This window comes from Bacteroides mediterraneensis (assembly GCF_016900355.1).
In the GTDB taxonomy this organism is placed as follows: domain Bacteria; phylum Bacteroidota; class Bacteroidia; order Bacteroidales; family Bacteroidaceae; genus Phocaeicola.
The window spans coordinates 1-20,153 of sequence record NZ_JACJKA010000019.1; the positions used below are offsets into that span (position 1 = coordinate 1).

Here is a 20,153-nt window from a genome sequence, read left to right on the forward strand (position 1 = left end):
CAAAACCCACTTGCGTGACCTGTTCGACAAGACTAATTTCAATGATGTCAAAGATCTAAATGATCCCCTGATTCCGGGGCTTTTTGATTAATTGTTTAACTCGTCCCATTTTAACGGGACACTAATGATCTATTTTATATGCTGACATTTGAGGAACTAAATCGTATATTTCTGTTTTGAAATCAGCAGTATAGAGCGGACAATGTTTTTTGTAAAATTCTTGTGGAATCATGTGATGTATGATTAGAAAGTGAATATATTTGTTGCATACTGCAAAGATAAAGGACTTTTTAGATTCATTCCATATAAAACTGAATATCTTCAAAAAAGGTACTCTATGTTTCACGTCTAATTTTCAATTACCCTACAACTCTTTTACCAAAGTTTTAGTCCTTCCATTTCTTTTATAGCTTGAAGAATATCCTCTTTAGTCATATCAGTAGTTTCTTCCTCTATGCTGATAGAGCGAAATTCATAGCTTTCTACAATCTCTTTCTTTTCATCTACGTTACTATATATCCAACTGCTGAATACTCTATCAGGCATATCAAGGAATGTGATTCTAATAAGCGCACCACCTAACAAGTATGGGTTAATATCATAAACAACAAACTGACCTTTTATCTGTTCTTTATAAGGGTCTAATGCAGGGTTACTGACTAAGCCATTATTGTAATTATCTAAGTATTTGCGCAAAGTACGGATATATTCATTATCCAACCATTCGCTTCTTTCCCAACCATCAAAACGGATTTCATTAAGTGTTTTCCGTGTGCCAATAGTATCTGCTACTTGCATGGCGGTATCAATAATGGAATCCTGTTTTGTCTTGCCTTGTTCCATACTGTAAGCTAATAAAGCTATTATTATGGCAGGAATTAGAAGTATAGCTTTCATTCGTTGCGTATTAATTATTTTATTATAATTCCATTAGTAGAATATTTTTTGTATTCTTCTATACAACAGAGCCTCTTATAAGAAAGTATTATCCGTATGTGTTTCTTAATTATTCATTGTATAGGTTCGGTTATATTAAAATATTAATATTCTTCTATTCTTGATAATTGAAAAAGGAGAATAATATCTATTCCTCATCTTCCCATTCAAAATAGCCATCATATATATTCCTCATACATGTTCTGTTAGTGCCTTTTACATATTTGTAAGCAAATTTGCGACCTCTTGCAAGTTGGAACATATCTAACACCATCATATCGGTGTATTCAATACCGTGAATATTTATATTTCTTCTCTCAAAACATTGCATCCAGTTGTCAATGAAATCAATTGCATAATCACCAATTATTAGATATATCCATTTATCTAAGGTTATGTCTTGTATTATATTTGTCAGTGATTTTTTTTCACCACCATTTTTCCCAAAATCAAAATTTACTCTTATATCCCATTGAGAGCCTCTATTAGGAACTTCTATTTCCATATAGCTTGTAAAATTATCGCAAACATTTTCTGATAAAATTTCTGTAAATCCTTTGTTTAACAGGTTACCATTGTTATGGTTCTTATATATATGAATAGATTCTCTATTTCTAAAACTTATCTGCTTTTCACGATATATATAAGTTTTCCACAAGGTGTCTCTAAGTCCTTTAGCAAAAGAACTCCATAAGTCTATTTTTGTAGGTAAAGAAGTTCTATATTCTACACATTCCGATAAAAAATCAGCACAAGATTTCCATGAATATAATGTATTAGCCTTTTGGCATCCTATTTTTTCCTCTTTTCCTGTATCATAATGTACAATGACACGTCCCTCTCCCCATAGAGTTTTCTCAAAAAAGTTTTTTGACAGCTCGAATGTTATATTTAATGGATGTCTTCCTAATAGTTGTGATTGACCAAGATATTCCATATAGGCATTATTTTGAAAAAACATTTTGTGCTACCAATACCCAGAAGAAGCAATTTACATTAGTCTTTAATTTACATACAAAAAAAGGTGTGGGTACTTTAACTTATTATCTTGTTGAGGCTCTCTTATTGCTAAGAGTTCTGGACTGCCCGTCATGTATAATAAGCAAAGCCCACACCAAGATAGTATATAGTTTACCCTATGAGGGGTAAGTATATAGCTATGGTGTGGGCGTTCCTGCCTATTATCCACATGACGAGAATTGTCCAGATTCCAACAAGGGATAATTTAGCTAAACGCCCTTTTCGTTTATATGTCCTTTCAGTTTCTTAACGCATTAAGTCACTGAAATTGACACAAAATTACATAAAAGTGTTTAGCGTTGCAAGAACTTTACTTATTATCAGCAAATCAGTTAGGTAGAAAATTCATTTATGCCTATATAAAAGCAATATTTCTGAATTTCCTACCTACTGAAAGCTTAAAAGCTAAGACAGTCGTATGTATTCAAAAGTTCTTCCTGCCTTAATCCAAGATACCTTTTTGTAATGGCAACACTTGAATGGTTGAATAACTCCATTAGCTTGACTAAAGCCAATTCAGAGTTTTCACTATTCATATTATAAACCTGTCTGCCAAAAGTTTTTCTAAGGGAATGACAGCTAAAGTTAACTATACGCAGCCTGTATTTCTTTTTCAGTTCTTTCAGTATTACGTTTATCCTTTGTACTAAATAGACTGTACCTTTCTGACTGATTAATATAGGTGCATTGCGTCCTATTGGATTAATAGACTTGTAACAGTCTGAAATGTGTCTTTGCAGTTGTGGGTTAATACGGATAGTCCTTTTCTTTCCTGTTTTCCTTTCTATTATGGTAAACTCATTTACATTTAGAATCTGATTCCAATGCAAAGAAAGAATATCGCTTATTCGTAAACCAAAGAAACATCCCAAAGCTATAAGCAGACTCATATTATAGTCACCATCCTTGAACAATTTTCTAATTAGATTCATTGCTTCATCCCATTGTAGGAAATCAGCCGTTGTATTACTGTATTTCAAACTCATAATGTTTACTTTTAAGGGTAAAAGAACAAAAGTGAATGTCCTGTAGGTATTCAAGTCTGCTAAATGATTGAATATGAACGGAACATTCACTTTCTTTATTAGTGAATCAATAAACGCATGAAATCAGAATGACCACTAACATAAATACTGCAACCGTTATTACAGGGTTAATGCAACAAAGCAGAATAAACAATATTGCAAATATGACAAATCCGCATCCGGCCTTTGTCATTGTGTCTTGATTCTCTTTTTTGTCCATAACTTAGAATTTTAGGTGTTCATAAAAAATGAGAGATACCCATTTCTGAATATCTCTCAATGTGTAAAATCAGTCAATAAACCATTTGTAGTGTTCGTCACCATGCAAAGCCGCATTAATGCCTTGTGCTATCTCTGTTGCATTGTAGGCTCTATCCAAGAAAGAATCTATATAGCTTGACTTGTTTGCGCCTGTCAGTAGATTATAAAATTTCCACATAGACAGGTCACTGCCAAAACCACCAAAATCCATATCTTGAATATAAGCCTTTGCCACGCTGTTTATTTGCGTATCTGTTATAAGCAAACGTGGAATACTCTTTTGATAACCTTGTGGCAGACATTGGTAAAGACGCATTTTTCCAAGAATTTGTGCAAATTGATGTTCAGTCAGATAGCTATTCCCAAGCATTTGCATCAAGTGAATGTGTTTTGCAGGGTTATAGGCATGAAACATTTCCAATACAGAGCGATATAAATCACAGGTATTTGAAACTTCCAAATTGCTTAAATATCCGTCTGTTGAAACACATAAATTGCAGCAAACCATGTTCTTGAATCCAACAAAAACCTTGAATTTTTCAACAGTTTTCTTAGAATACAGATTCATGTGATTATAAGCACGTACACCACCAACTGAAAGAGTGAGTGTGTTTCCCTCTATCGTTTCATAAATAGTTGGAATCTCAAAGCAAAACATCATACGTTCAAAGTATTGTGTTTTGTCACTTTCTAAAAGTTGGTTTGCAGGCTTATGAATCGCTTCAGGGATTCTGCCTTTGACAATGTGAGAAACACGAATGTCCGGTTTATCAATCGTTTCACCTGTAAAGAATGAGTTTGCAGCATCCCAAACCGTTTCAATAAAGGCATTGTGCGAAATTGTCAGTTCGTTATCCTTACTGAATACAGGAACGATACAGTCATTCTTTAAATGCTGTAAATCAATCTCCATAGTGTTAGCTTCTATAAAGTGATTTACTTTTTTCACTTTTGTAGTTTCTTCTGAAATTACTGTTGCATCCTCTGCATACTGATTGAAGTTACTACTTCTTTTCTGTGCCATAGCAGGCAATAAAACCAAATTTTCCATACTTGAATTTTTTGAATGGTGAATGATTAAGTTTATTCTTTGTTTTTATTCAAATATGGGTGGGGGGACTACAAGATGTAGTCTGCTCGCTTGTATATGGCACTCTTAAATTTTTGAAGTGGGATAATAAAGTAAGCGGAGGGGGATATTTGGAATGTATAGGCATGTAACTGTTGATATGGCTATTTATGGCTTGCCCTGTTTGGCAGAAATAAAGGATAACGTCTTTTCTCCTTATAATTGGCTAAGTTTAGAATGAAATTGTGTGTTGCTATATTTATCAGTATTTTGGTAGCTATTTATTAATAGGGTAAAAAACATTGAATCTAACTCCTATCTAATGAACTGTCCCGGTAGTGTAAAAAGCGAGTAAGTGATATAAACTTCAAAAATCCGCAATCGTGAGTAACTGCGGATTTAAGGAATAGGGTAAAAGTAAATATAAGTAAGTATTTCTTGTTGAGAGTACCTTTTTTTGATTCTCCTTATAAAATAGACAGTCAATGAAAAAAGTCCTTGTCTTTTATATAAGAGATTCTATTAGCCGTAATGCCTTTTGTCCTTTGTGCTTGCAATTCTCTACTTGGAAAAACTCACGAATAGTTTGTGCTGTAATTGTATCTTTGGGCGATATATCAAGCATCTTATAAAGTCTGACTAATTCAGCCTTTATATATTTTAATGTATAGCATTTGCCTGTTTGAAAGGAGTTCTTTAACAATTGAGCAAACTCTACACCTGTCGTTTTTTCCCGATAGCGTTTCAGTATCATGGCTTCTTTGATTTTCTTCGGCGAGTAATTGTTTATCTCTATCACTTCCTTTCCTATCGTTTCATAGGCTTCTACTATAAAAGGGTCAAGTCTGCGGAGTTCTCTTATATGCGTCTGAATAATAGGAGAATCCATGTCGTTTTTCAAAGATTCAAGAATCTCCACCAACTTTTTGCGGCTTTCCTTTATTGATGTATTCTTGTTCTCTAATGTAAGCCGTTCCCTGTCGCCGAATGGATAAAATAGAGAATCGGATATTTCCGTTTTGAAATGGCTTGTTTTTCCATAAAGTGCCATAAGCAAATCAATGTTATTATATGAGGACCTAACCAATGCTTCATCCACATAGTTATCAATGGCGAAATAATCAATCCTGCCGTCTTTTAGCATTCGGTTGAACGGTAGTACATCCAAAGCTGCCTTGAAAGCGTTTCTTGATTCCAAAGAGGTTGCACAGTCATATAGCCGTTTGACCGTTATATATGCGTCCCTGCTTGCCTTGAGATATTCCACTATGCCGGATTTTGTTCTTATAGGATAGCTTTCGTTGGTATTCACAATATGGTGTATTGTGGAAACTCCACTTCTAAACCGTCCGATTTGAAGTTTGGCACATTTTTCATAATAACTACGAATCAACGCTTCTACATCTTGTTTAATAGGGGAAGACGGCTTGATTTTAAACTCTTTGGTCAAGTCCTTAGAATAGACAAATAGACTTGTTGATAAGCGTTTTACTTTACGGTCAAGGGTGAATCTCAATTTAACATTGTAAGTTCCATCCAACTTCTGTTCTTGTCTTTTGATTTCTGATTTGATAGTCAGCATTTTACGTTCTAATTTAATTAGTCAACAATTAGTCAACAAATGCTGTGCTTGGATTATATAAACTACTTGCAAGAGCAATAGCAGAAGTCATAAAAAGCCAAAAAGAAAAGCGTTAACTGCTTGATTTTATGCAATTAACGCTTCTTTTATTCGTGGACCAGCCAGGGCTTGAACCTGGGACCTCCAGATTATGAGTCTGTTGCTCTAACCAACTGAGCTACAAGTCCAAAATCCAAACAGAAGTTTGGAAATGCAGTACAAAAGTAATGGTTTGACGCGAAACCTGCAACATTTGGATAGAAAAAAATGATAAAAAAAACTAATGTAAAAGATGCTTTCAATATATATTGTATTTTTGCAAGTATTAATCTTTAATTTTTAGACGTATGTCACAAAATATGCATGACTCTCATTTCAAGGGACTAACCGATCAGGAGGTCCTTCAAAATCGTCAAAAATATGGTGCTAACTTACTGACACCTCCTAAACGTCCCTCTATTTGGAAACTTTACTTGGAAAAGTTCCAAGATCCGGTGATTAAAATCTTGCTGGTAGCCGCTGTTTTTTCGTTGGTGATTTCTATCATCGAAAATGAATATGCCGAGACAATTGGTATCTTTTTCGCCATTTTCCTGGCTACGGGAATCGGTTTCTACTTTGAATATGACGCTAACAAGAAGTTCGATTTATTGAATGCCGTAGGTGAAGAGACTCCGGTGATGGTGATTCGTAACGGAAAGGTACATGAAATTCCTAAAAAGGATATTGTAGTTGGGGATATTGTGATACTGAATACCGGCGATGAGATTCCGGCGGATGGAACGTTGCTGGAAGCCGTATCACTCCAAGTGAATGAGTCCAGTCTGACCGGTGAACTGATGGTTAACAAGACGACGGATGAAGCGCATTTTGATGAAGAAGCTACTTATCCGTCGAATACGGTGATGCGTGGGACAACGGTAACCGACGGACATGGAGTGATGCAGGTGGAGAAAGTCGGTGACGCGACGGAAATCGGTAAGGTGGCCCGGCAGGCTACTGAGCAGAGTCAGGAACAGACTCCTTTGAACTTGCAGCTCACGAAACTGGCTAATCTGATTGGAAAGGCGGGATTTACCATTGCGATATTGACGTTTGTCATCTTTACGGCGAAAGATTTGTATGCGTATCTGAGTGTCACGGAAGTGACCGACTGGCACCAGTGGCTGGTCATCGCACAGATTGTATTGAAATACTTTATGATGGCCGTAACTTTGATTGTGGTAGCCGTGCCCGAGGGCTTGCCGATGAGTGTGACGTTGAGTCTGGCCTTGAACATGCGGCGTATGTTGAAGACCAATAACCTGGTGCGTAAGATGCATGCCTGTGAAACCATGGGAGCTATTACGGTAATCTGTACAGATAAGACTGGGACGCTGACGCAGAACTTGATGCAGGTGTATGATGCGCAGTTGGATGAAACTCAGAAGGATGTAGTGGCTGAAGGTATTGCCACCAATTCGACGGCTTTCCTGGAAGAAAAAGAAGACGGAAAACCGTCGGGAGTGGGAAATCCTACGGAAGTGGCTTTGTTGCTCTGGCTGAACGGACAGGGAAAGAACTACATTACCCTGAGAGAGCAAGCGAAGGTGGTCAGCCAGCTGACTTTCTCTACGGAAAGAAAATACATGGCTACGCTGGTGGATTCTGCCGTGCGGAAAGAACGAATTCTGTATGTGAAGGGCGCTCCTGAAATCGTGATGGGAAAATGCACGTTGGGTGAGGAGCAGATAACACATTATAACGAACAGCTTCTGGCTTACCAGAACCAGGCAATGCGTACCTTAGGTGTGGCTTATAAAGTGATACCCGAAGGCGCTGCCACAGATTGTGCGGAACTGGTGAAAGAAGGTGGAATGACCTTCCTGGGTATCTTTGCCATCAGTGACCCGATACGTCCGGATGTACCGGAAGCGGTGAAGAAATGTCAGTCGGCAGGTATTCGTGTAAAGATTGTGACAGGCGATACCCCGGGAACAGCTACGGAAATTGCCCGTCAGATTGGGCTTTGGACTCCGGAAGATACAGAACGCAATCGCATCACAGGAGTAGAATTTGCAGCTTTGAGCGATGAAGAGGCTTTGGACAGAGTGGTCGACCTGAAGGTCATGAGCCGCGCACGTCCGATGGACAAACAGCGTCTGGTACAATTGCTCCAGCAGAAAGGTGAAGTGGTAGCCGTGACCGGAGATGGAACGAATGATGCACCGGCATTGAATCATGCACAGGTCGGCCTTTCTATGGGTACAGGTACCTCTGTCGCAAAAGAAGCCAGTGATATTACCTTGTTGGACGACTCGTTCCACAGCATTGCTACTGCGGTGATGTGGGGACGTTCGCTGTATAAGAATATCCAGCGTTTCATCGTGTTCCAGCTGACCATTAACGTGGTGGCGTTGCTCAGCGTGTTGCTGGGGGCATTCTTGGGAACTGCGCTTCCTTTGACGGTAACCCAGATGTTGTGGGTGAACCTGATTATGGATACGTTTGCGGCCATGGCATTGGCTTCCATTGCTCCGAGCATGGATGTCATGAACGAAAAGCCCCGTAAGCGTACTGATTTCATCATCACACCGGCCATGCGGAAAAATATTTTTGGAGTGGGCGTGGCTTTCCTGATTATTCTGATGGGAATGCTGTCTGTCTTCAACAATATGCCGGGTGGAATGGACGTGCATCATCTGACTATCTTCTTTACAATTTTCGTGATGCTGCAGTTCTGGAACCTGTTCAATGCCAGTGTGTTTGGAACTAATCATTCCATTTTTAAGGATGCCGGCCATGCAATGGGTATGCTGGGAGTGGCATTGATTATTCTGGTAGGACAGTTGATTATTGTGACTTTTGGTGGAAAGGTATTTCGTACAGAACCGTTGTCTGTGATGGAATGGATTTATATTATTGCGGGTACTTCTTTGGTATTGTGGATTGGTGAAATCTGGAGAGGTATCAAGCGGGTAGCGCAAAAGAATAAATAAATGAGTCAACTTAAAAATATCATATTTGATTTAGGAGGTGTGCTGTTGAATTTGGATGTGGCCCGGTGCATGGATGGACTGGAACGAATCGGGCTGCATGAAGTTCGTAAGTGGATCACTGGGGCCAATGAAGCCGGATTCTTCAAGGAGTATGAGTGTGGGTTGCTGACTACGGCTCAGTTCCGGGATGAAATCCGTAAATGGACTTCCTGTTCGCTTACAGATGGTGAGATTGACGGAATATGGAATAGCATGTTGAAAGATATCCCGCCGTATAAACTCGAATTGCTGTGTGATTTGAGGAAAAAGTACAATTTGTTTTTGTTGAGTAATACCAATGAGTTGCATTGGCAGGTGTGCACTGGCAAGTTTGCTTGTAAAGGCATGCAGGTGCAGGATTATTTTACCCGTATATTCCTTTCTTTCCAAATGCATCTGGCAAAACCTGATGTGGAAATTTTCCGTACGGTATGCGACACTGCCGGAATAGAGGCGGAAGAAAGTCTGTTCGTCGACGATTCAATGGAAAATTGTCGGGCAGCGGCTTCCCTCGGAATTCATACGCTGCATTACACGCCGGGAGACGACCTGAAGATGCAACTCCAAAAAATCATAGAATAAGTAAATGGAAATAGTAACTGAGGCTACGGCAGTCAGTCTTCCTGCATGTGTAGCAACGATCGGTTGTTTTGATGGCGTACATAAAGGACATCAGTTTTTGATAGAACAGGTCTATACGATTGCGAAGGCAGAAGGGCTTGCTTCCTGTTTGATTACTTTCTCGCGTCATCCGCGTCAAGTGCTGGATACAGATTATCGTCCTCGTCTGCTCACTTGTCTGTCACAAAAAATAGAGCGTTTTGAACATACCCCCATCGACTATTGTGTGTTGTTGCCTTTTACCAAGGAATTGTCCATGCTCTCAGCCCGGGAATTTATGGAGATTCTTCATCGGGTGTATCATGTACAGACGCTGTTTGTGGGATATGACCATCATTTCGGGCATGGTCAGGATGAAGGTTTCCAGCAGTATTGTGAGTATGGAAAGGAACTGGGAATGCGGGTCATGCACTCAAAAGCGTTGATTGAGGATGGCGCGTCTGTCAGTTCTACCTTGATCCGGTCGTGCCTGTTGGAAGGAGACATTCATCGGGCGAATGCTTATCTGGGTTATAATTATTATTTGAACGGACGGGTGGTGGACGGTCGTAAGTTAGGGCGTACCATCGGATTCCCGACTGCCAACATTCAGCCCTTGTGTGAAGAAAAATTGTTGCCCGCGGCAGGAGTGTATGCTGTTTATGTGTATATAGGAAAAGAATGTTACAGCGGCATGCTGAACATTGGAAGTTGTCCTACCGTAAATACGGACGAAAGGCCGGCAAGCATTGAAGTGCATATCTTGAACTTTACAGGCGATTTGTATCAGAAGCTGGTAAAGGTAGAGTTCTTAGACTATATTCGTCCGGAGGTGAAATTTGACAGTGTGGAAGCCTTGACAGAGCAATTGCAACGGGATAAGGTAACGGTGAAAAAACTTTTGAACCAAAGAGGGTAAAGTGTTGGGCTGCATTTGAATTGTCCGTATCTTTGCAGCAAATTAGATAGTTGAATTGAATGAAGACATTTGAAGAACTTGGCGTTTCGCCCGAAATACGTAAAGCCATCGAGGAAATGGGATATGAAAATCCCATGCCGGTGCAAGAAGAAGTAATCCCGTATTTGCTGGGAAACGGCAATGATGTAGTGGCTCTGGCACAAACCGGAACCGGGAAAACAGCCGCATTTGGTCTGCCGCTGATCCAGAAGATTGAAGTAGAAAATCGTGTTCCGCAAGCATTGGTGCTTTGTCCTACACGCGAACTTTGCCTGCAGATTGCGGGTGACTTGACTGATTATTCAAAGTATATTACCGATTTGAAGATTCTGCCTGTATACGGAGGCTCTTCGATTGACAGTCAGATTCGTAGCCTGAAGAGAGGAGTGCATATCATTGTAGCTACTCCGGGGCGTTTGATTGATTTGATGGAGCGCAAGGTGGCCCAGTTGGACACTGTCCGTGATGTCGTAATGGATGAAGCGGACGAGATGTTGAACATGGGTTTTACAGACAGTATCAATACCATTCTTGAAAATATACCGAAAGACCGGAACACCTTGATGTTCTCGGCTACGATGAGTCCGGAAATAAGCCGCATTGCGAAGACTTACCTTCATGATGCCAAAGAAATCACGATAGGCACAAAAAATGAAGGTAGCAAAAATGTGAATCATGTGGCGTATATCGTCCATGCAAAGGACAAGTATCTGGCGCTGAAACGGGTGGTGGACTTTTATCCTCAGATTTATGGAATCATTTTCTGCCGGACAAGAAAGGAAACTCAGGAAATTGCGGATAAGCTGATTCAAGATGGCTACAATGCAGATTCTCTGCATGGTGAGCTGAGTCAGGCCCAGCGTGACCTGGTGATGCAGAAATTCCGCCAGCGTCATCTGCAGTTGCTGGTAGCCACCGATGTGGCTGCGCGTGGACTGGATGTGAACGACCTGACCCATGTAATTAATTACGGCTTGCCGGATGATACGGAAAGTTATACACACCGGAGCGGACGTACGGGACGTGCCGGGAAGACGGGTATTTCAATCGCCATTATCAATCTGCGTGAAAAGGGGCGTATGCGGGAGATTGAACACATCATCAAAAAGAAATTTGAGGTGAGTGTATTGCCTTCGGGTAAGGAAATCTGCGAGCAACAGCTGATTAAAGTGATTGATGACATCGAAAAGGTGAAAGTGGATGAGGAGGAAATTGCTACTTTCCTGCCGAACATCTATCGGAAGCTGGACTGGTTGGATAAGGAAGACCTGATCAAGCGTGTGGTATCTTTGGAATTCAACCGCTTCTTGGACTATTACAAGAATGCGCCTGAAATCGAACAGCCGAAAGCAAGTGAGAAGAAGTCGGAAACGAAAGAATCTCGTAGAGGGGATAAAGAAAAAGTAGGCCGCAAGGCTGAAAAAGGATATACACGTTTGTTCCTGAATCTGGGGAAGACAGATGGCTTTTACACAAATCAGATTATCGATCTGGTAAACCGTAACCTGAGAAAGGAACGCATTCAAATTGGCCGTATCGACCTGATGCAGAACTTTTCGTTCTTTGAGGTCCTTCAGGAACAGGCTCCTCAGGTGATAAAGGCCTTGAACAAGGTGGTGTTGAATGGTGGACGTAAGGTTTGCGTGGAGGTTGCAGGTGAAAATACCGGAAAGAGCGACAAAGGTGGAAAGAAAAAGAAAGTAGCGGTTGAAAAGAAAGCCGATAAAGTGGAGAAGGCCGAAAGGCCGAAGAAGCCGAGTAGGGCAGAAAGAGGGTATGTCAATCCTCGTGGCCCGAAAAAGAAAGACGACTGGAAACAATTTTTTCAGCAGGACAATCAACCGCTTCGCGGAGAAGAACCCGATTTCTCGGAGGAGGGTTGGGCGAAACGCAGCAAACGGAAAAAATAACGGAAAAAATAATGGATAAGCTCCGGAGGAGAAAGCTTCCCCTCCGGAGTTTTTTTATTTATTAAAGACTCCCTCTGTGGTCATTTGTATACGTTTGATGCTTCCGTCTTTCTGATAGAAAAGAGGGTCGATGCAGATTGATCTTCTGAATCCGCATCCGTTTGGGTTGATAGCTCCATTGTGATAAATGAAGTATGATTTTCCTTTGAAATCGATGATGGCCTGGTGATTCGTATTGGAATTGCCGGCTATTTCGTTGAGGATGCCTTTGTAAATCCATGGCCCCTGAATGCTTTTGCTCATGGCGTAACAGATTTTCTCCGGGAATTCTGACGCAAAAGACAGGTAGTACCAGTCGCCATGTTTGTGAACCCAGGGTGCTTCAGTGTATCGGGGAAGGTTGATGGGCTGGATAGGGCCCTCAAGTTCTGTCATATTGTCTTTTAATTTGGCATAGTAACATTGTGTGTTTCCCCAAAAAAGATAGGCTTGTCCGTCGTCATCGATGAAAACGGTAGGGTCTATGTCGTCCCAGGAAATGGAGGTGTATTTAGTGGTCATGTCGTTGGTAATCAGCGCGCTGCCGCGTGCGTCCTTGAAAGGACCAAGAGGAGAATCGGCAACGGCCACTCCGATAGACTTCCCGGGGATAGTGGCATGTTCCACGGTGACATACCAGTAGAATTTTCCGTTTCGTTCGATGACCTGGCTGGCCCAGGCTTCGCCTTTGGCCCATTTGAAATCAGTGGCTTTCAGGGTATAGGCATGTTCTGTGAAAGTCTTCATGTCCTGTGTGGAGAGAATGCACCACTCGTTCATGAGATAGTATTGTTGGGGAGCTGGGCATTCGTCATGTCCGGCATAGATATATACGGTACCGTTATGCACCAAGGCTGCCGGGTCGCCCAAATATTTGTAGGAAACTACGGGATTCTGTGTGGCTACAAAAGTCGTGTCTTGTGTTGCGGCCTGTAGCATAGAAGAGTGTGTGGCCAAAGCGGTAAGCGCAAGGGCTCCCAGTTTGAAGAATGAGTTTTTCATGATTATATTAAAGATTGATTTGTATGCAAAGATAATCTCCTCGCGGGGGAAGGAGGGTGGACAAAAAGCTTTTTGAAGTGGATTGTGGGTCCTTTGGTTAGAAAAAAGTGTGATTTATTAGTTTACTCCGACTTTTTTTCTACATTTGCCATGTAAATTATTAAAACAGTTTAATCATTATGGAAAACGAAAACAAAAATCAGCTTCAGATAGAATTGAAAGAAGAAGTGGCACAAGGTACTTATGCAAATCTTGCAATCATTACTCATTCAAGTTCCGAATTCATTCTTGACTTTGTGCGTGTGATGCCGGGTTTGCCGAAAGCAGGTGTACAGTCTCGTATTGTGATGACTCCGGAACATGCAAAGCGTCTGATGTTTGCATTGCAGGATAATGTAACCAAATATGAACAGAACTTTGGTCAGATCCGGATGCCGGAACAGCAGGCACAAGGCGGCAAAACCTTCGTTCCACCATTGAGTGATTTCAAAGGAGAAGCTTAAAAAAATATAAATTATAGCATTAAAAGGCTCATTTCCCGTTTTTTTCGGGGAATGAGCCTTTTTCTTTTGAAAAACAGTTTGTCTATTAAAAAGTTATTTGTAATTTTGCAGCCCGAAATGTAGTATTTCGCCAAGGATTGTAGAAACAAAATAGAAATAAATATATAACAATTAAAAATCAAACAAAATGCCTACTATTCAACAGTTAGTAAGAAAAGGAAGAACGGTTTTGGTTGATAAGAGTAAATCACCGGCATTGGATTCATGTCCTCAGAGACGTGGCGTTTGTGTGCGTGTTTACACTACAACTCCGAAGAAACCGAACTCAGCAATGCGTAAAGTTGCTCGTGTACGTCTGACAAACTCTAAGGAAGTGAACTCTTACATTCCGGGAGAAGGACACAACTTGCAGGAACACTCAATCGTTTTGGTTCGTGGTGGTCGTGTAAAGGACCTTCCGGGTGTTCGTTATCACATCGTACGTGGTACACTGGATACAGCAGGTGTAGCAGGTCGTACACAGAGACGTTCTAAGTATGGTGCTAAGCGTCCGAAACCAGGACAGGCAGCTCCGGCAGGAAAAGGTAAGAAATAATCCTGGCTGAGTACAATCCTTAGTTTAAGAAAAACTTTTATTAATTCGTTTTGGTTTGTTGGAAAAGCTTTAAGGTTGAGTAAATGCTTCGGAGGAAGCGTTGAAGTAGACGAGGTGCAGCCCCAAACTAAACATTATTATCAAACAAAATGAGAAAAGCAAAACCAAAAAAACGTGTGATCCTTCCGGATCCAGTATTTAACGACCAGAAGGTTTCAAAATTCGTAAACCATCTGATGTATGATGGAAAGAAGAACACTTCTTACGAAATCTTCTACAATGCACTGAAAACAGTTGAAACCAAGCTGCCGGCTGAAGAAACTTCTGCTTTGGAAGTTTGGAAAAAGGCTCTTGATAATGTAACTCCGCAGCTGGAGGTTAAGTCTCGCCGTATCGGTGGTGCTACATTCCAGGTTCCTACAGAAATCCGTCCGGATCGTAAAGAATCAATTTCTATGAAGAATCTGATCGCTTTTGCTCGTAAGCGTGGAGGTAAATCAATGGCTGATAAATTGGCTGCTGAAATCCTTGATGCATACAACGAACAGGGTGGTGCTTTCAAACGTAAAGAGGATATGCACCGTATGGCTGAAGCTAACCGTGCATTCGCTCACTTCAGATTCTAATCTAGTAATTAATAATTAAGACGGAATTAAAATGGCTAAACATGATTTGCATTTGACCCGTAACATCGGGATTATGGCCCACATCGATGCTGGTAAAACTACAACTTCTGAGCGTATTCTGTATTATACAGGTTTGACTCACAAGATCGGTGAGGTTCACGATGGAGCTGCTACAATGGACTGGATGGTGCAAGAGCAGGAACGTGGTATCACTATCACTTCTGCGGCTACTACAGCTTATTGGAATTATGCGGGAAATAAATATAAAATTAACTTGATTGATACTCCGGGACACGTAGACTTCACGGCTGAGGTTGAACGTTCTCTGCGTGTGCTGGATGGCGCTGTGGCTACTTACTGTGCAGTAGGTGGTGTAGAACCGCAGTCTGAAACAGTATGGCGCCAGGCTGATAAATATAACGTACCTCGTATCGGATATGTCAACAAGATGGACCGTTCAGGTGCTGACTTCTTTGAAGTAGTTCGTCAGATGAAGGATATTCTGGGAGCTAATCCGTGTCCGGTTGTAATTCCTATCGGCGCAGAAGAAAGTTTCAAAGGTTTGGTCGACCTGATTAAGATGAAAGCTATCTACTGGCATGATGAAACACTGGGTGCTGACTTCGAAGTAGACGACATTCCGGCTAATCTGGTAGACGAAGCTCAGGAATGGAGAGACAAGATGTTGGAGAAAGTCGCTGAGTTCGACGAAGCTCTGATGGAGAAATACTTCGATGATCCTTCTACTATCACAGAAGAAGAAGTTCTTCGTGCATTGCGTGCCGGAACATTGAAGATGGAAATCGTTCCGATGTTGTGCGGTTCTTCATTCAAGAACAAAGGTGTACAGACATTGCTGGACTATGTATGTGCTTTCTTGCCTTCTCCGCTGGATACTCCGAACATCGTAGGTACAAACCCGACTACAGGTGCTGAAGAAGACCGTAGACCGGACGAAGATGAAAAGACTGCCGCTCTGGCATTTAAGATTGCTACTGACCCGTATGTAGGTCGTCTGACATTCTTCCGTGTTTACTCTGGTAAGATTGAAGCTGGTTCTTATATCTACAACTCTCGTTCAGGTAAGAAAGAACGTGTTTCTCGTCTGTTCCAGATGCACTCAAACAAGCAGAACCCGGTAGAAGTAATCAGCGCAGGTGATATCGGTGCTGGTGTAGGTTTTAAGGATATCCGTACGGGTGATACATTGTGTGACGAAACTGCTCCGATTGTATTGGAATCTATGGACTTCCCGGAACCGGTTATCGGTATCGCAGTAGAGCCGAAGACTCAGAAAGACTTGGACAAGCTGTCTAACGGTTTGGCTAAGCTGGCTGAAGAAGACCCGACATTTACTGTACGTACAGACGAACAGACTGGTCAGACAATTATCTCTGGTATGGGTGAGCTTCACTTGGATATCATCATCGACCGTCTGAAACGTGAGTTCAAGGTTGAATGTAACCAGGGTCGTCCGCAGGTTAACTACAAGGAAGCTATCACGAAGACTGTTGAATTGCGTGAAGTTTACAAGAAACAGTCAGGTGGTCGTGGTAAGTTTGCCGACATCATCGTATCAGTAGGTCCGGTTGATGAAGATTGGAAGCAGGGTGGTCTGCAGTTCATCGATGAGGTGAAAGGTGGTAACGTACCTAAGGAATTCATTCCTTCTGTACAGAAAGGTTTCCAGACTGCCATGAAGAACGGTGTATTGGCCGGCTTCCCGCTCGACTCTCTGAAGGTTGTCTTGAAGGATGGTTCATTCCACCCGGTTGACTCTGACCAGTTGTCATTTGAAATCTGCGCTATCCAGGCATACAAGAATGCTTGCGTGAAGGCAGGCCCGGTACTGATGGAGCCGATCATGAAACTGGAAGTTGTAACTCCGGAAGAAAACATGGGTGATGTAATCGGTGACTTGAACAAACGTCGTGGCCAGGTAGAAGGTATGGAAACAAGCCGTTCAGGTGCTCGTATCGTGAAGGCTATGGTTCCGCTGGCTGAAATGTTCGGTTATGTAACAGCTCTGCGTACAATCACTTCTGGTCGTGCAACTTCTTCAATGAGCTACGATCATCATGCACAGGTTTCCAGCTCAATCGCTAAGACTGTACTGGAAGAAGTGAAAGGTCGCGTTGATTTGGTATAATAAACAATAGGACGGAAGTCGATGAGGGCTAGCGAATGACTCTTAGCCCTCAAGCTTCCTCCAATATTCATTAATAATTTAATAAACAAACATGAGTCAGAAAATCAGAATTAAACTGAAATCTTACGATCACAACTTGGTAGACAAGTCAGCTGAAAAGATTGTAAGAACTGTGAAGGCTACAGGTGCCATTGTAAGTGGTCCGATTCCATTGCCTACACACAAGCGTATCTTTACTGTAAACCGTTCGACTTTCGTTAACAAGAAGTCACGTGAACAGTTCGAATTGTCTTCTTACAAGAGACTGATTGACATCTATAGCTCAACTGCAAAGACAGTAGATGCTTTGATGAAATTGGAATTACCGAGTGGGGTAGAAGTAGAAATTAAAGTTTAATCAATTAAAAATTAACTGAAATGCCAGGATTATTAGGAAAGAAAATCGGAATGACATCCGTTTTCAGTGCTGATGGTAAGAATGTACCATGCACTGTTATCGAAGCTGGTCCTTGTGTAGTTACTCAGATTAAGAGTGTAGAAAAAGATGGCTATGCAGCTGTTCAGGTAGGTTTCCAGGACAAGAAGGAAAAGCATACTACAAAACCGTTGATGGGTCACTTTAAGAAAGCTGGAGTAACTCCAAAGAGACACTTGGCCGAGTTCAAAGATTTCTCAGAAGAATTGAATTTAGGTGACACTATCACTGTAGAATTGTTCAATGACGCTGCATATGTAGACGTGATTGGTACTTCTAAAGGAAAAGGTTTCCAGGGTGTTGTAAAACGTCATGGATTTGGTGGTGTAGGTCAGACTACTCACGGTCAGCACAACCGTGCTCGTAAGCCGGGTTCTATCGGTGCTTGTTCTTACCCTGCAAAAGTATTCAAAGGAATGCGCATGGGCGGACAAATGGGTGGTGACAGAGTGACTACTCACAACTTACAGGTATTAAAAGTGATTCCTGAACATAACCTGCTGTTGATTAAGGGTTCTGTTCCGGGTTGCAAAGGTTCAATCGTAATAATTGAGAAATAATGGAAGTTAACGTTTTAAATATCAAGGGTGAAGACACCGGAAGAAAGGTGGCTTTGAACGAAGCTATCTTCGGAATCACTCCAAATGATCACGCTATCTATCTGGATGTAAAACAGTATATGGCTAATCAGCGCCAGGGTACTCACAAGTCTAAGGAAAGAAGCGAAATCAGTGGTTCTACTCGTAAATTAGGCCGTCAGAAAGGTGGTGGCGGTGCACGTCGTGGTGATATCAACTCTCCAGTATTGGTGGGTGGTGCTCGCGTGTTCGGTCCGAAACCTCGTGATTATTGGTTCAAGTTGAACAAAAAAGTGAAGGCTTTGGCTCGTAAGTCTGCTTTGTCATACAAGGCTCAAGCTAACAGCATTGTAGTCGTTGAAGACTTCTCATTTGAAGCTCCGAAGACTAAAGAATTCGTAAACCTTGTGAATAATCTTAAAGTGGCTGGTAAAAAGCTACTTATGGTTTTGCCGGAAGCAAATAAAAACGTATATTTGTCTGCTCGTAACTTAGAGCGTACAAATCTTGCAATTGCTTCTGCGCTGAATACATACTCTGTATTGAACGCAGAAACTCTTGTTGTGACAGAAAGTGCATTGAAAGCTATCGAGGAAACCTTAGTGAAATAATTAAATGAGGCTGAAGTAATATGGGAATGATTATTAAACCGTTGGTTACAGAAAAGATGACGGCAATATCTGAAAAGTTCAACCGCTTTGGATTTATTGTTCGTCCTGAAGCTAACAAATTAGAAATTAAGCGTGAAATCGAAGCTATGTATAACGTAACTGTAGTGGATGTAAATACTATCCGTTATGCAGGTAAGAACAAGAGCCGTTATACTAAGTCAGGTCTTATCAATGGTCGTACGAATGCATACAAGAAAGCAATCGTTACATTGAAAGAAGGTGATACTATTGATTTTTATAGCAATATTTAAATAAAAGATGGCAGTACGTAAATTTAAGCCCACAACACCGGGGCAGAGACACAAAATTATTGGTACTTTTGAGGAAATTACTGCATCGGTACCAGAAAAATCTCTTGTATATGGAAAGCGTTCTACGGGTGGTCGTAACCACGTAGGTAAAATGACAATGCGCTATATCGGTGGCGGTCATAAGAGAAAATTCCGTATTATCGATTTCAAGAGAAATAAAGACGGTGTTCCAGCAGTCGTTAAAACAATTGAATATGATCCGAACCGTTCGGCTCGTATCGCTTTGTTGTTTTATGCTGATGGTGAAAAAAGATATATCATTGCTCCTAATGGATTGCAAGTAGGTAGCACTTTGATGTCTGGAGCGGATGCGGCGCCTGAGATTGGTAACGCACTTCCTCTTGAAAACATCCCCGTTGGTACTGTAATTCACAACATTGAATTGCGTCCGGGTCAGGGTGCTGCTTTGGTAAGATCGGCTGGTAACTTTGCTCAGTTGACTTCTCGCGAAGGTAAATATTGTGTCATCAAATTGCCTTCAGGTGAAGTAAGACAGATCTTGAGTGCTTGTAAAGCTACAATCGGTAGTGTTGGTAATTCAGACCACGCTCTGGAAGCTTCTGGTAAAGCAGGTCGTTCTCGCTGGTTAGGCCGTCGTCCTCACAACCGTGGTGTTGTTATGAACCCTGTGGATCACCCGATGGGTGGTGGTGAAGGACGTCAGTCAGGAGGTCACCCGAGATCACGTACAGGCTTGTATGCTAAGGGCTTGAAGACAAGAGCACCTAAGAAACAGTCTTCTAAATATATTATTGAAAGAAGAAAGTAATAACAACTGATTAATTGA

19 protein-coding genes and 1 tRNA gene are annotated in these 20,153 nt (G+C 41.3%); 13 read left to right on the plus strand and 7 right to left on the minus strand.

Going from position 1 to position 20,153, the window contains the following annotated elements:
- Nucleotides 1-375 precede the first annotated feature (375 nt).
- The 6 genes from H6A28_RS10575 to H6A28_RS10600 form a co-directional block, all read right to left on the minus strand.
- A complete protein-coding gene (locus H6A28_RS10575; RefSeq protein ID WP_204480222.1) occupies nucleotides 376-897 on the minus strand; it encodes a hypothetical protein in 522 nt (173 codons plus the stop codon).
- 187 nt (nucleotides 898-1,084) lie between these two features.
- Nucleotides 1,085-1,873, minus strand: coding sequence for a hypothetical protein (locus H6A28_RS10580; protein ID WP_204480223.1), 789 nt, complete (start codon nucleotides 1,871-1,873; stop codon nucleotides 1,085-1,087).
- Between the two features lie 481 nt (nucleotides 1,874-2,354).
- On the minus strand, nucleotides 2,355-2,942 hold the full coding sequence (locus H6A28_RS10585) for a tyrosine-type recombinase/integrase (protein ID WP_204480225.1): 588 nt from the start codon (nucleotides 2,940-2,942) through the stop codon (nucleotides 2,355-2,357).
- Between the two features lie 328 nt (nucleotides 2,943-3,270).
- The gene (locus tag H6A28_RS10590) at nucleotides 3,271-4,293 is read right to left on the minus strand and encodes a DUF3871 family protein (RefSeq protein WP_204480227.1); all 1,023 of its coding nucleotides are present in this window, start codon (nucleotides 4,291-4,293) and stop codon (nucleotides 3,271-3,273) included.
- Between the two features lie 523 nt (nucleotides 4,294-4,816).
- The gene (locus H6A28_RS10595) at nucleotides 4,817-5,893 is read right to left on the minus strand and encodes a hypothetical protein (protein WP_204480229.1); all 1,077 of its coding nucleotides are present in this window, start codon (nucleotides 5,891-5,893) and stop codon (nucleotides 4,817-4,819) included.
- A 153-nt stretch (nucleotides 5,894-6,046) separates the two neighbouring features.
- Nucleotides 6,047-6,120 (minus strand) — tRNA-Ile (locus H6A28_RS10600).
- Between the two features lie 159 nt (nucleotides 6,121-6,279).
- Here H6A28_RS10600 and H6A28_RS10605 point away from each other — a divergent pair.
- From H6A28_RS10605 to H6A28_RS10620, 4 genes are read left to right on the plus strand one after another with little or no spacing between them, the layout of a single operon-like run.
- Nucleotides 6,280-8,910, plus strand: coding sequence for a calcium-translocating P-type ATPase, PMCA-type (locus tag H6A28_RS10605; RefSeq protein ID WP_204480236.1), 2,631 nt, complete (start codon nucleotides 6,280-6,282; stop codon nucleotides 8,908-8,910).
- Nucleotides 8,911-9,531 (plus strand): HAD family hydrolase, encoded by a 621-nt coding sequence (locus H6A28_RS10610; protein WP_204476588.1) that lies wholly within the window; start codon nucleotides 8,911-8,913, stop codon nucleotides 9,529-9,531.
- A 4-nt stretch (nucleotides 9,532-9,535) separates the two neighbouring features.
- A complete protein-coding gene (locus H6A28_RS10615; RefSeq protein ID WP_204480238.1) occupies nucleotides 9,536-10,468 on the plus strand; it encodes a bifunctional riboflavin kinase/FAD synthetase in 933 nt (310 codons plus the stop codon).
- Between the two features lie 59 nt (nucleotides 10,469-10,527).
- Complete coding sequence (locus H6A28_RS10620; RefSeq protein ID WP_204476592.1) at nucleotides 10,528-12,417, plus strand: DEAD/DEAH box helicase; 1,890 nt, start codon at nucleotides 10,528-10,530, stop codon at nucleotides 12,415-12,417.
- 54 nt (nucleotides 12,418-12,471) lie between these two features.
- Here H6A28_RS10620 and H6A28_RS10625 read toward each other — a convergent pair whose 3' ends face one another.
- Nucleotides 12,472-13,458, minus strand: coding sequence for a glycoside hydrolase family 43 protein (locus H6A28_RS10625; RefSeq protein WP_204480239.1), 987 nt, complete (start codon nucleotides 13,456-13,458; stop codon nucleotides 12,472-12,474).
- 179 nt (nucleotides 13,459-13,637) lie between these two features.
- Here H6A28_RS10625 and H6A28_RS10630 point away from each other — a divergent pair, with 179 nt between their 5' ends.
- The 9 genes from H6A28_RS10630 (at nucleotide 13,638) to rplB (ending at nucleotide 20,135) form a co-directional block, all read left to right on the plus strand.
- Nucleotides 13,638-13,961 carry a DUF3467 domain-containing protein gene (locus tag H6A28_RS10630; protein WP_007559395.1) on the plus strand — a complete coding sequence of 108 codons (324 nt, stop codon included), beginning with the start codon at nucleotides 13,638-13,640 and terminating at the stop codon, nucleotides 13,959-13,961.
- A gap of 187 nt (nucleotides 13,962-14,148) precedes the next feature.
- Entirely contained in the window at nucleotides 14,149-14,556 is a 408-nt protein-coding gene (gene rpsL, locus H6A28_RS10635; protein ID WP_007559394.1) for a 30S ribosomal protein S12, read from the plus strand.
- Between the two features lie 149 nt (nucleotides 14,557-14,705).
- The gene (rpsG, locus tag H6A28_RS10640; RefSeq protein WP_072543761.1) at nucleotides 14,706-15,182 is read left to right on the plus strand and encodes a 30S ribosomal protein S7; all 477 of its coding nucleotides are present in this window, start codon (nucleotides 14,706-14,708) and stop codon (nucleotides 15,180-15,182) included.
- 31 nt (nucleotides 15,183-15,213) lie between these two features.
- Nucleotides 15,214-17,331: an elongation factor G gene (gene fusA / locus H6A28_RS10645; protein ID WP_204476595.1), complete on the plus strand. Its 2,118-nt coding sequence runs from the start codon at nucleotides 15,214-15,216 to the stop codon at nucleotides 17,329-17,331.
- Nucleotides 17,332-17,422: 91 nt separating this feature from the next.
- Entirely contained in the window at nucleotides 17,423-17,728 is a 306-nt protein-coding gene (rpsJ, locus tag H6A28_RS10650; RefSeq protein WP_002558075.1) for a 30S ribosomal protein S10, read from the plus strand.
- Nucleotides 17,729-17,748: 20 nt separating this feature from the next.
- Nucleotides 17,749-18,366 (plus strand): 50S ribosomal protein L3, encoded by a 618-nt coding sequence (gene rplC, locus H6A28_RS10655; protein WP_025892834.1) that lies wholly within the window; start codon nucleotides 17,749-17,751, stop codon nucleotides 18,364-18,366.
- Nucleotides 18,366-18,995, plus strand: a complete 630-nt coding sequence (gene rplD / locus H6A28_RS10660) for a 50S ribosomal protein L4 (protein WP_204476597.1) — start codon at nucleotides 18,366-18,368, stop codon at nucleotides 18,993-18,995. The genes rplC and rplD overlap by 1 nt, the downstream gene beginning before the upstream one ends.
- 20 nt (nucleotides 18,996-19,015) lie before the next feature.
- Nucleotides 19,016-19,306 (plus strand): 50S ribosomal protein L23, encoded by a 291-nt coding sequence (gene rplW / locus H6A28_RS10665; protein ID WP_007559388.1) that lies wholly within the window; start codon nucleotides 19,016-19,018, stop codon nucleotides 19,304-19,306.
- 7 nt (nucleotides 19,307-19,313) lie between these two features.
- Nucleotides 19,314-20,135 carry a 50S ribosomal protein L2 gene (gene rplB, locus H6A28_RS10670; protein ID WP_072543764.1) on the plus strand — a complete coding sequence of 274 codons (822 nt, stop codon included), beginning with the start codon at nucleotides 19,314-19,316 and terminating at the stop codon, nucleotides 20,133-20,135.
- Nucleotides 20,136-20,153 lie beyond the last annotated feature (18 nt).

Excerpts from the sequence above, each read along its gene's own strand:
- rplB (WP_072543764.1), top strand. The coding sequence starts at position 19,314 with ATGGCAGTACGTAAATTTAAGCCCACAACACCGGGGCAGAGACACAAA.
- H6A28_RS10620 (WP_204476592.1), top strand. The coding sequence starts at position 10,528 with ATGAAGACATTTGAAGAACTTGGCGTTTCGCCCGAAATACGTAAAGCC.
- H6A28_RS10625 (WP_204480239.1), bottom strand. The coding sequence starts at position 13,458 with ATGAAAAACTCATTCTTCAAACTGGGAGCCCTTGCGCTTACCGCTTTG.
- H6A28_RS10580 (WP_204480223.1), bottom strand. The coding sequence starts at position 1,873 with ATGGAATATCTTGGTCAATCACAACTATTAGGAAGACATCCATTAAAT.
- H6A28_RS10615 (WP_204480238.1), top strand. The coding sequence starts at position 9,536 with ATGGAAATAGTAACTGAGGCTACGGCAGTCAGTCTTCCTGCATGTGTA.
- H6A28_RS10595 (WP_204480229.1), bottom strand. The coding sequence starts at position 5,893 with ATGCTGACTATCAAATCAGAAATCAAAAGACAAGAACAGAAGTTGGAT.
- H6A28_RS10590 (WP_204480227.1), bottom strand. The coding sequence starts at position 4,293 with ATGGAAAATTTGGTTTTATTGCCTGCTATGGCACAGAAAAGAAGTAGT.
- H6A28_RS10585 (WP_204480225.1), bottom strand. The coding sequence starts at position 2,942 with ATGAGTTTGAAATACAGTAATACAACGGCTGATTTCCTACAATGGGAT.
- H6A28_RS10630 (WP_007559395.1), top strand. The coding sequence starts at position 13,638 with ATGGAAAACGAAAACAAAAATCAGCTTCAGATAGAATTGAAAGAAGAA.
- rpsG (WP_072543761.1), top strand. The coding sequence starts at position 14,706 with ATGAGAAAAGCAAAACCAAAAAAACGTGTGATCCTTCCGGATCCAGTA.
- rpsL (WP_007559394.1), top strand. The coding sequence starts at position 14,149 with ATGCCTACTATTCAACAGTTAGTAAGAAAAGGAAGAACGGTTTTGGTT.
- rplD (WP_204476597.1), top strand. The coding sequence starts at position 18,366 with ATGGAAGTTAACGTTTTAAATATCAAGGGTGAAGACACCGGAAGAAAG.
- fusA (WP_204476595.1), top strand. The coding sequence starts at position 15,214 with ATGGCTAAACATGATTTGCATTTGACCCGTAACATCGGGATTATGGCC.
- H6A28_RS10610 (WP_204476588.1), top strand. The coding sequence starts at position 8,911 with ATGAGTCAACTTAAAAATATCATATTTGATTTAGGAGGTGTGCTGTTG.
- H6A28_RS10605 (WP_204480236.1), top strand. The coding sequence starts at position 6,280 with ATGTCACAAAATATGCATGACTCTCATTTCAAGGGACTAACCGATCAG.
- rplC (WP_025892834.1), top strand. The coding sequence starts at position 17,749 with ATGCCAGGATTATTAGGAAAGAAAATCGGAATGACATCCGTTTTCAGT.
- H6A28_RS10575 (WP_204480222.1), bottom strand. The coding sequence starts at position 897 with ATGAAAGCTATACTTCTAATTCCTGCCATAATAATAGCTTTATTAGCT.
- rpsJ (WP_002558075.1), top strand. The coding sequence starts at position 17,423 with ATGAGTCAGAAAATCAGAATTAAACTGAAATCTTACGATCACAACTTG.
- rplW (WP_007559388.1), top strand. The coding sequence starts at position 19,016 with ATGGGAATGATTATTAAACCGTTGGTTACAGAAAAGATGACGGCAATA.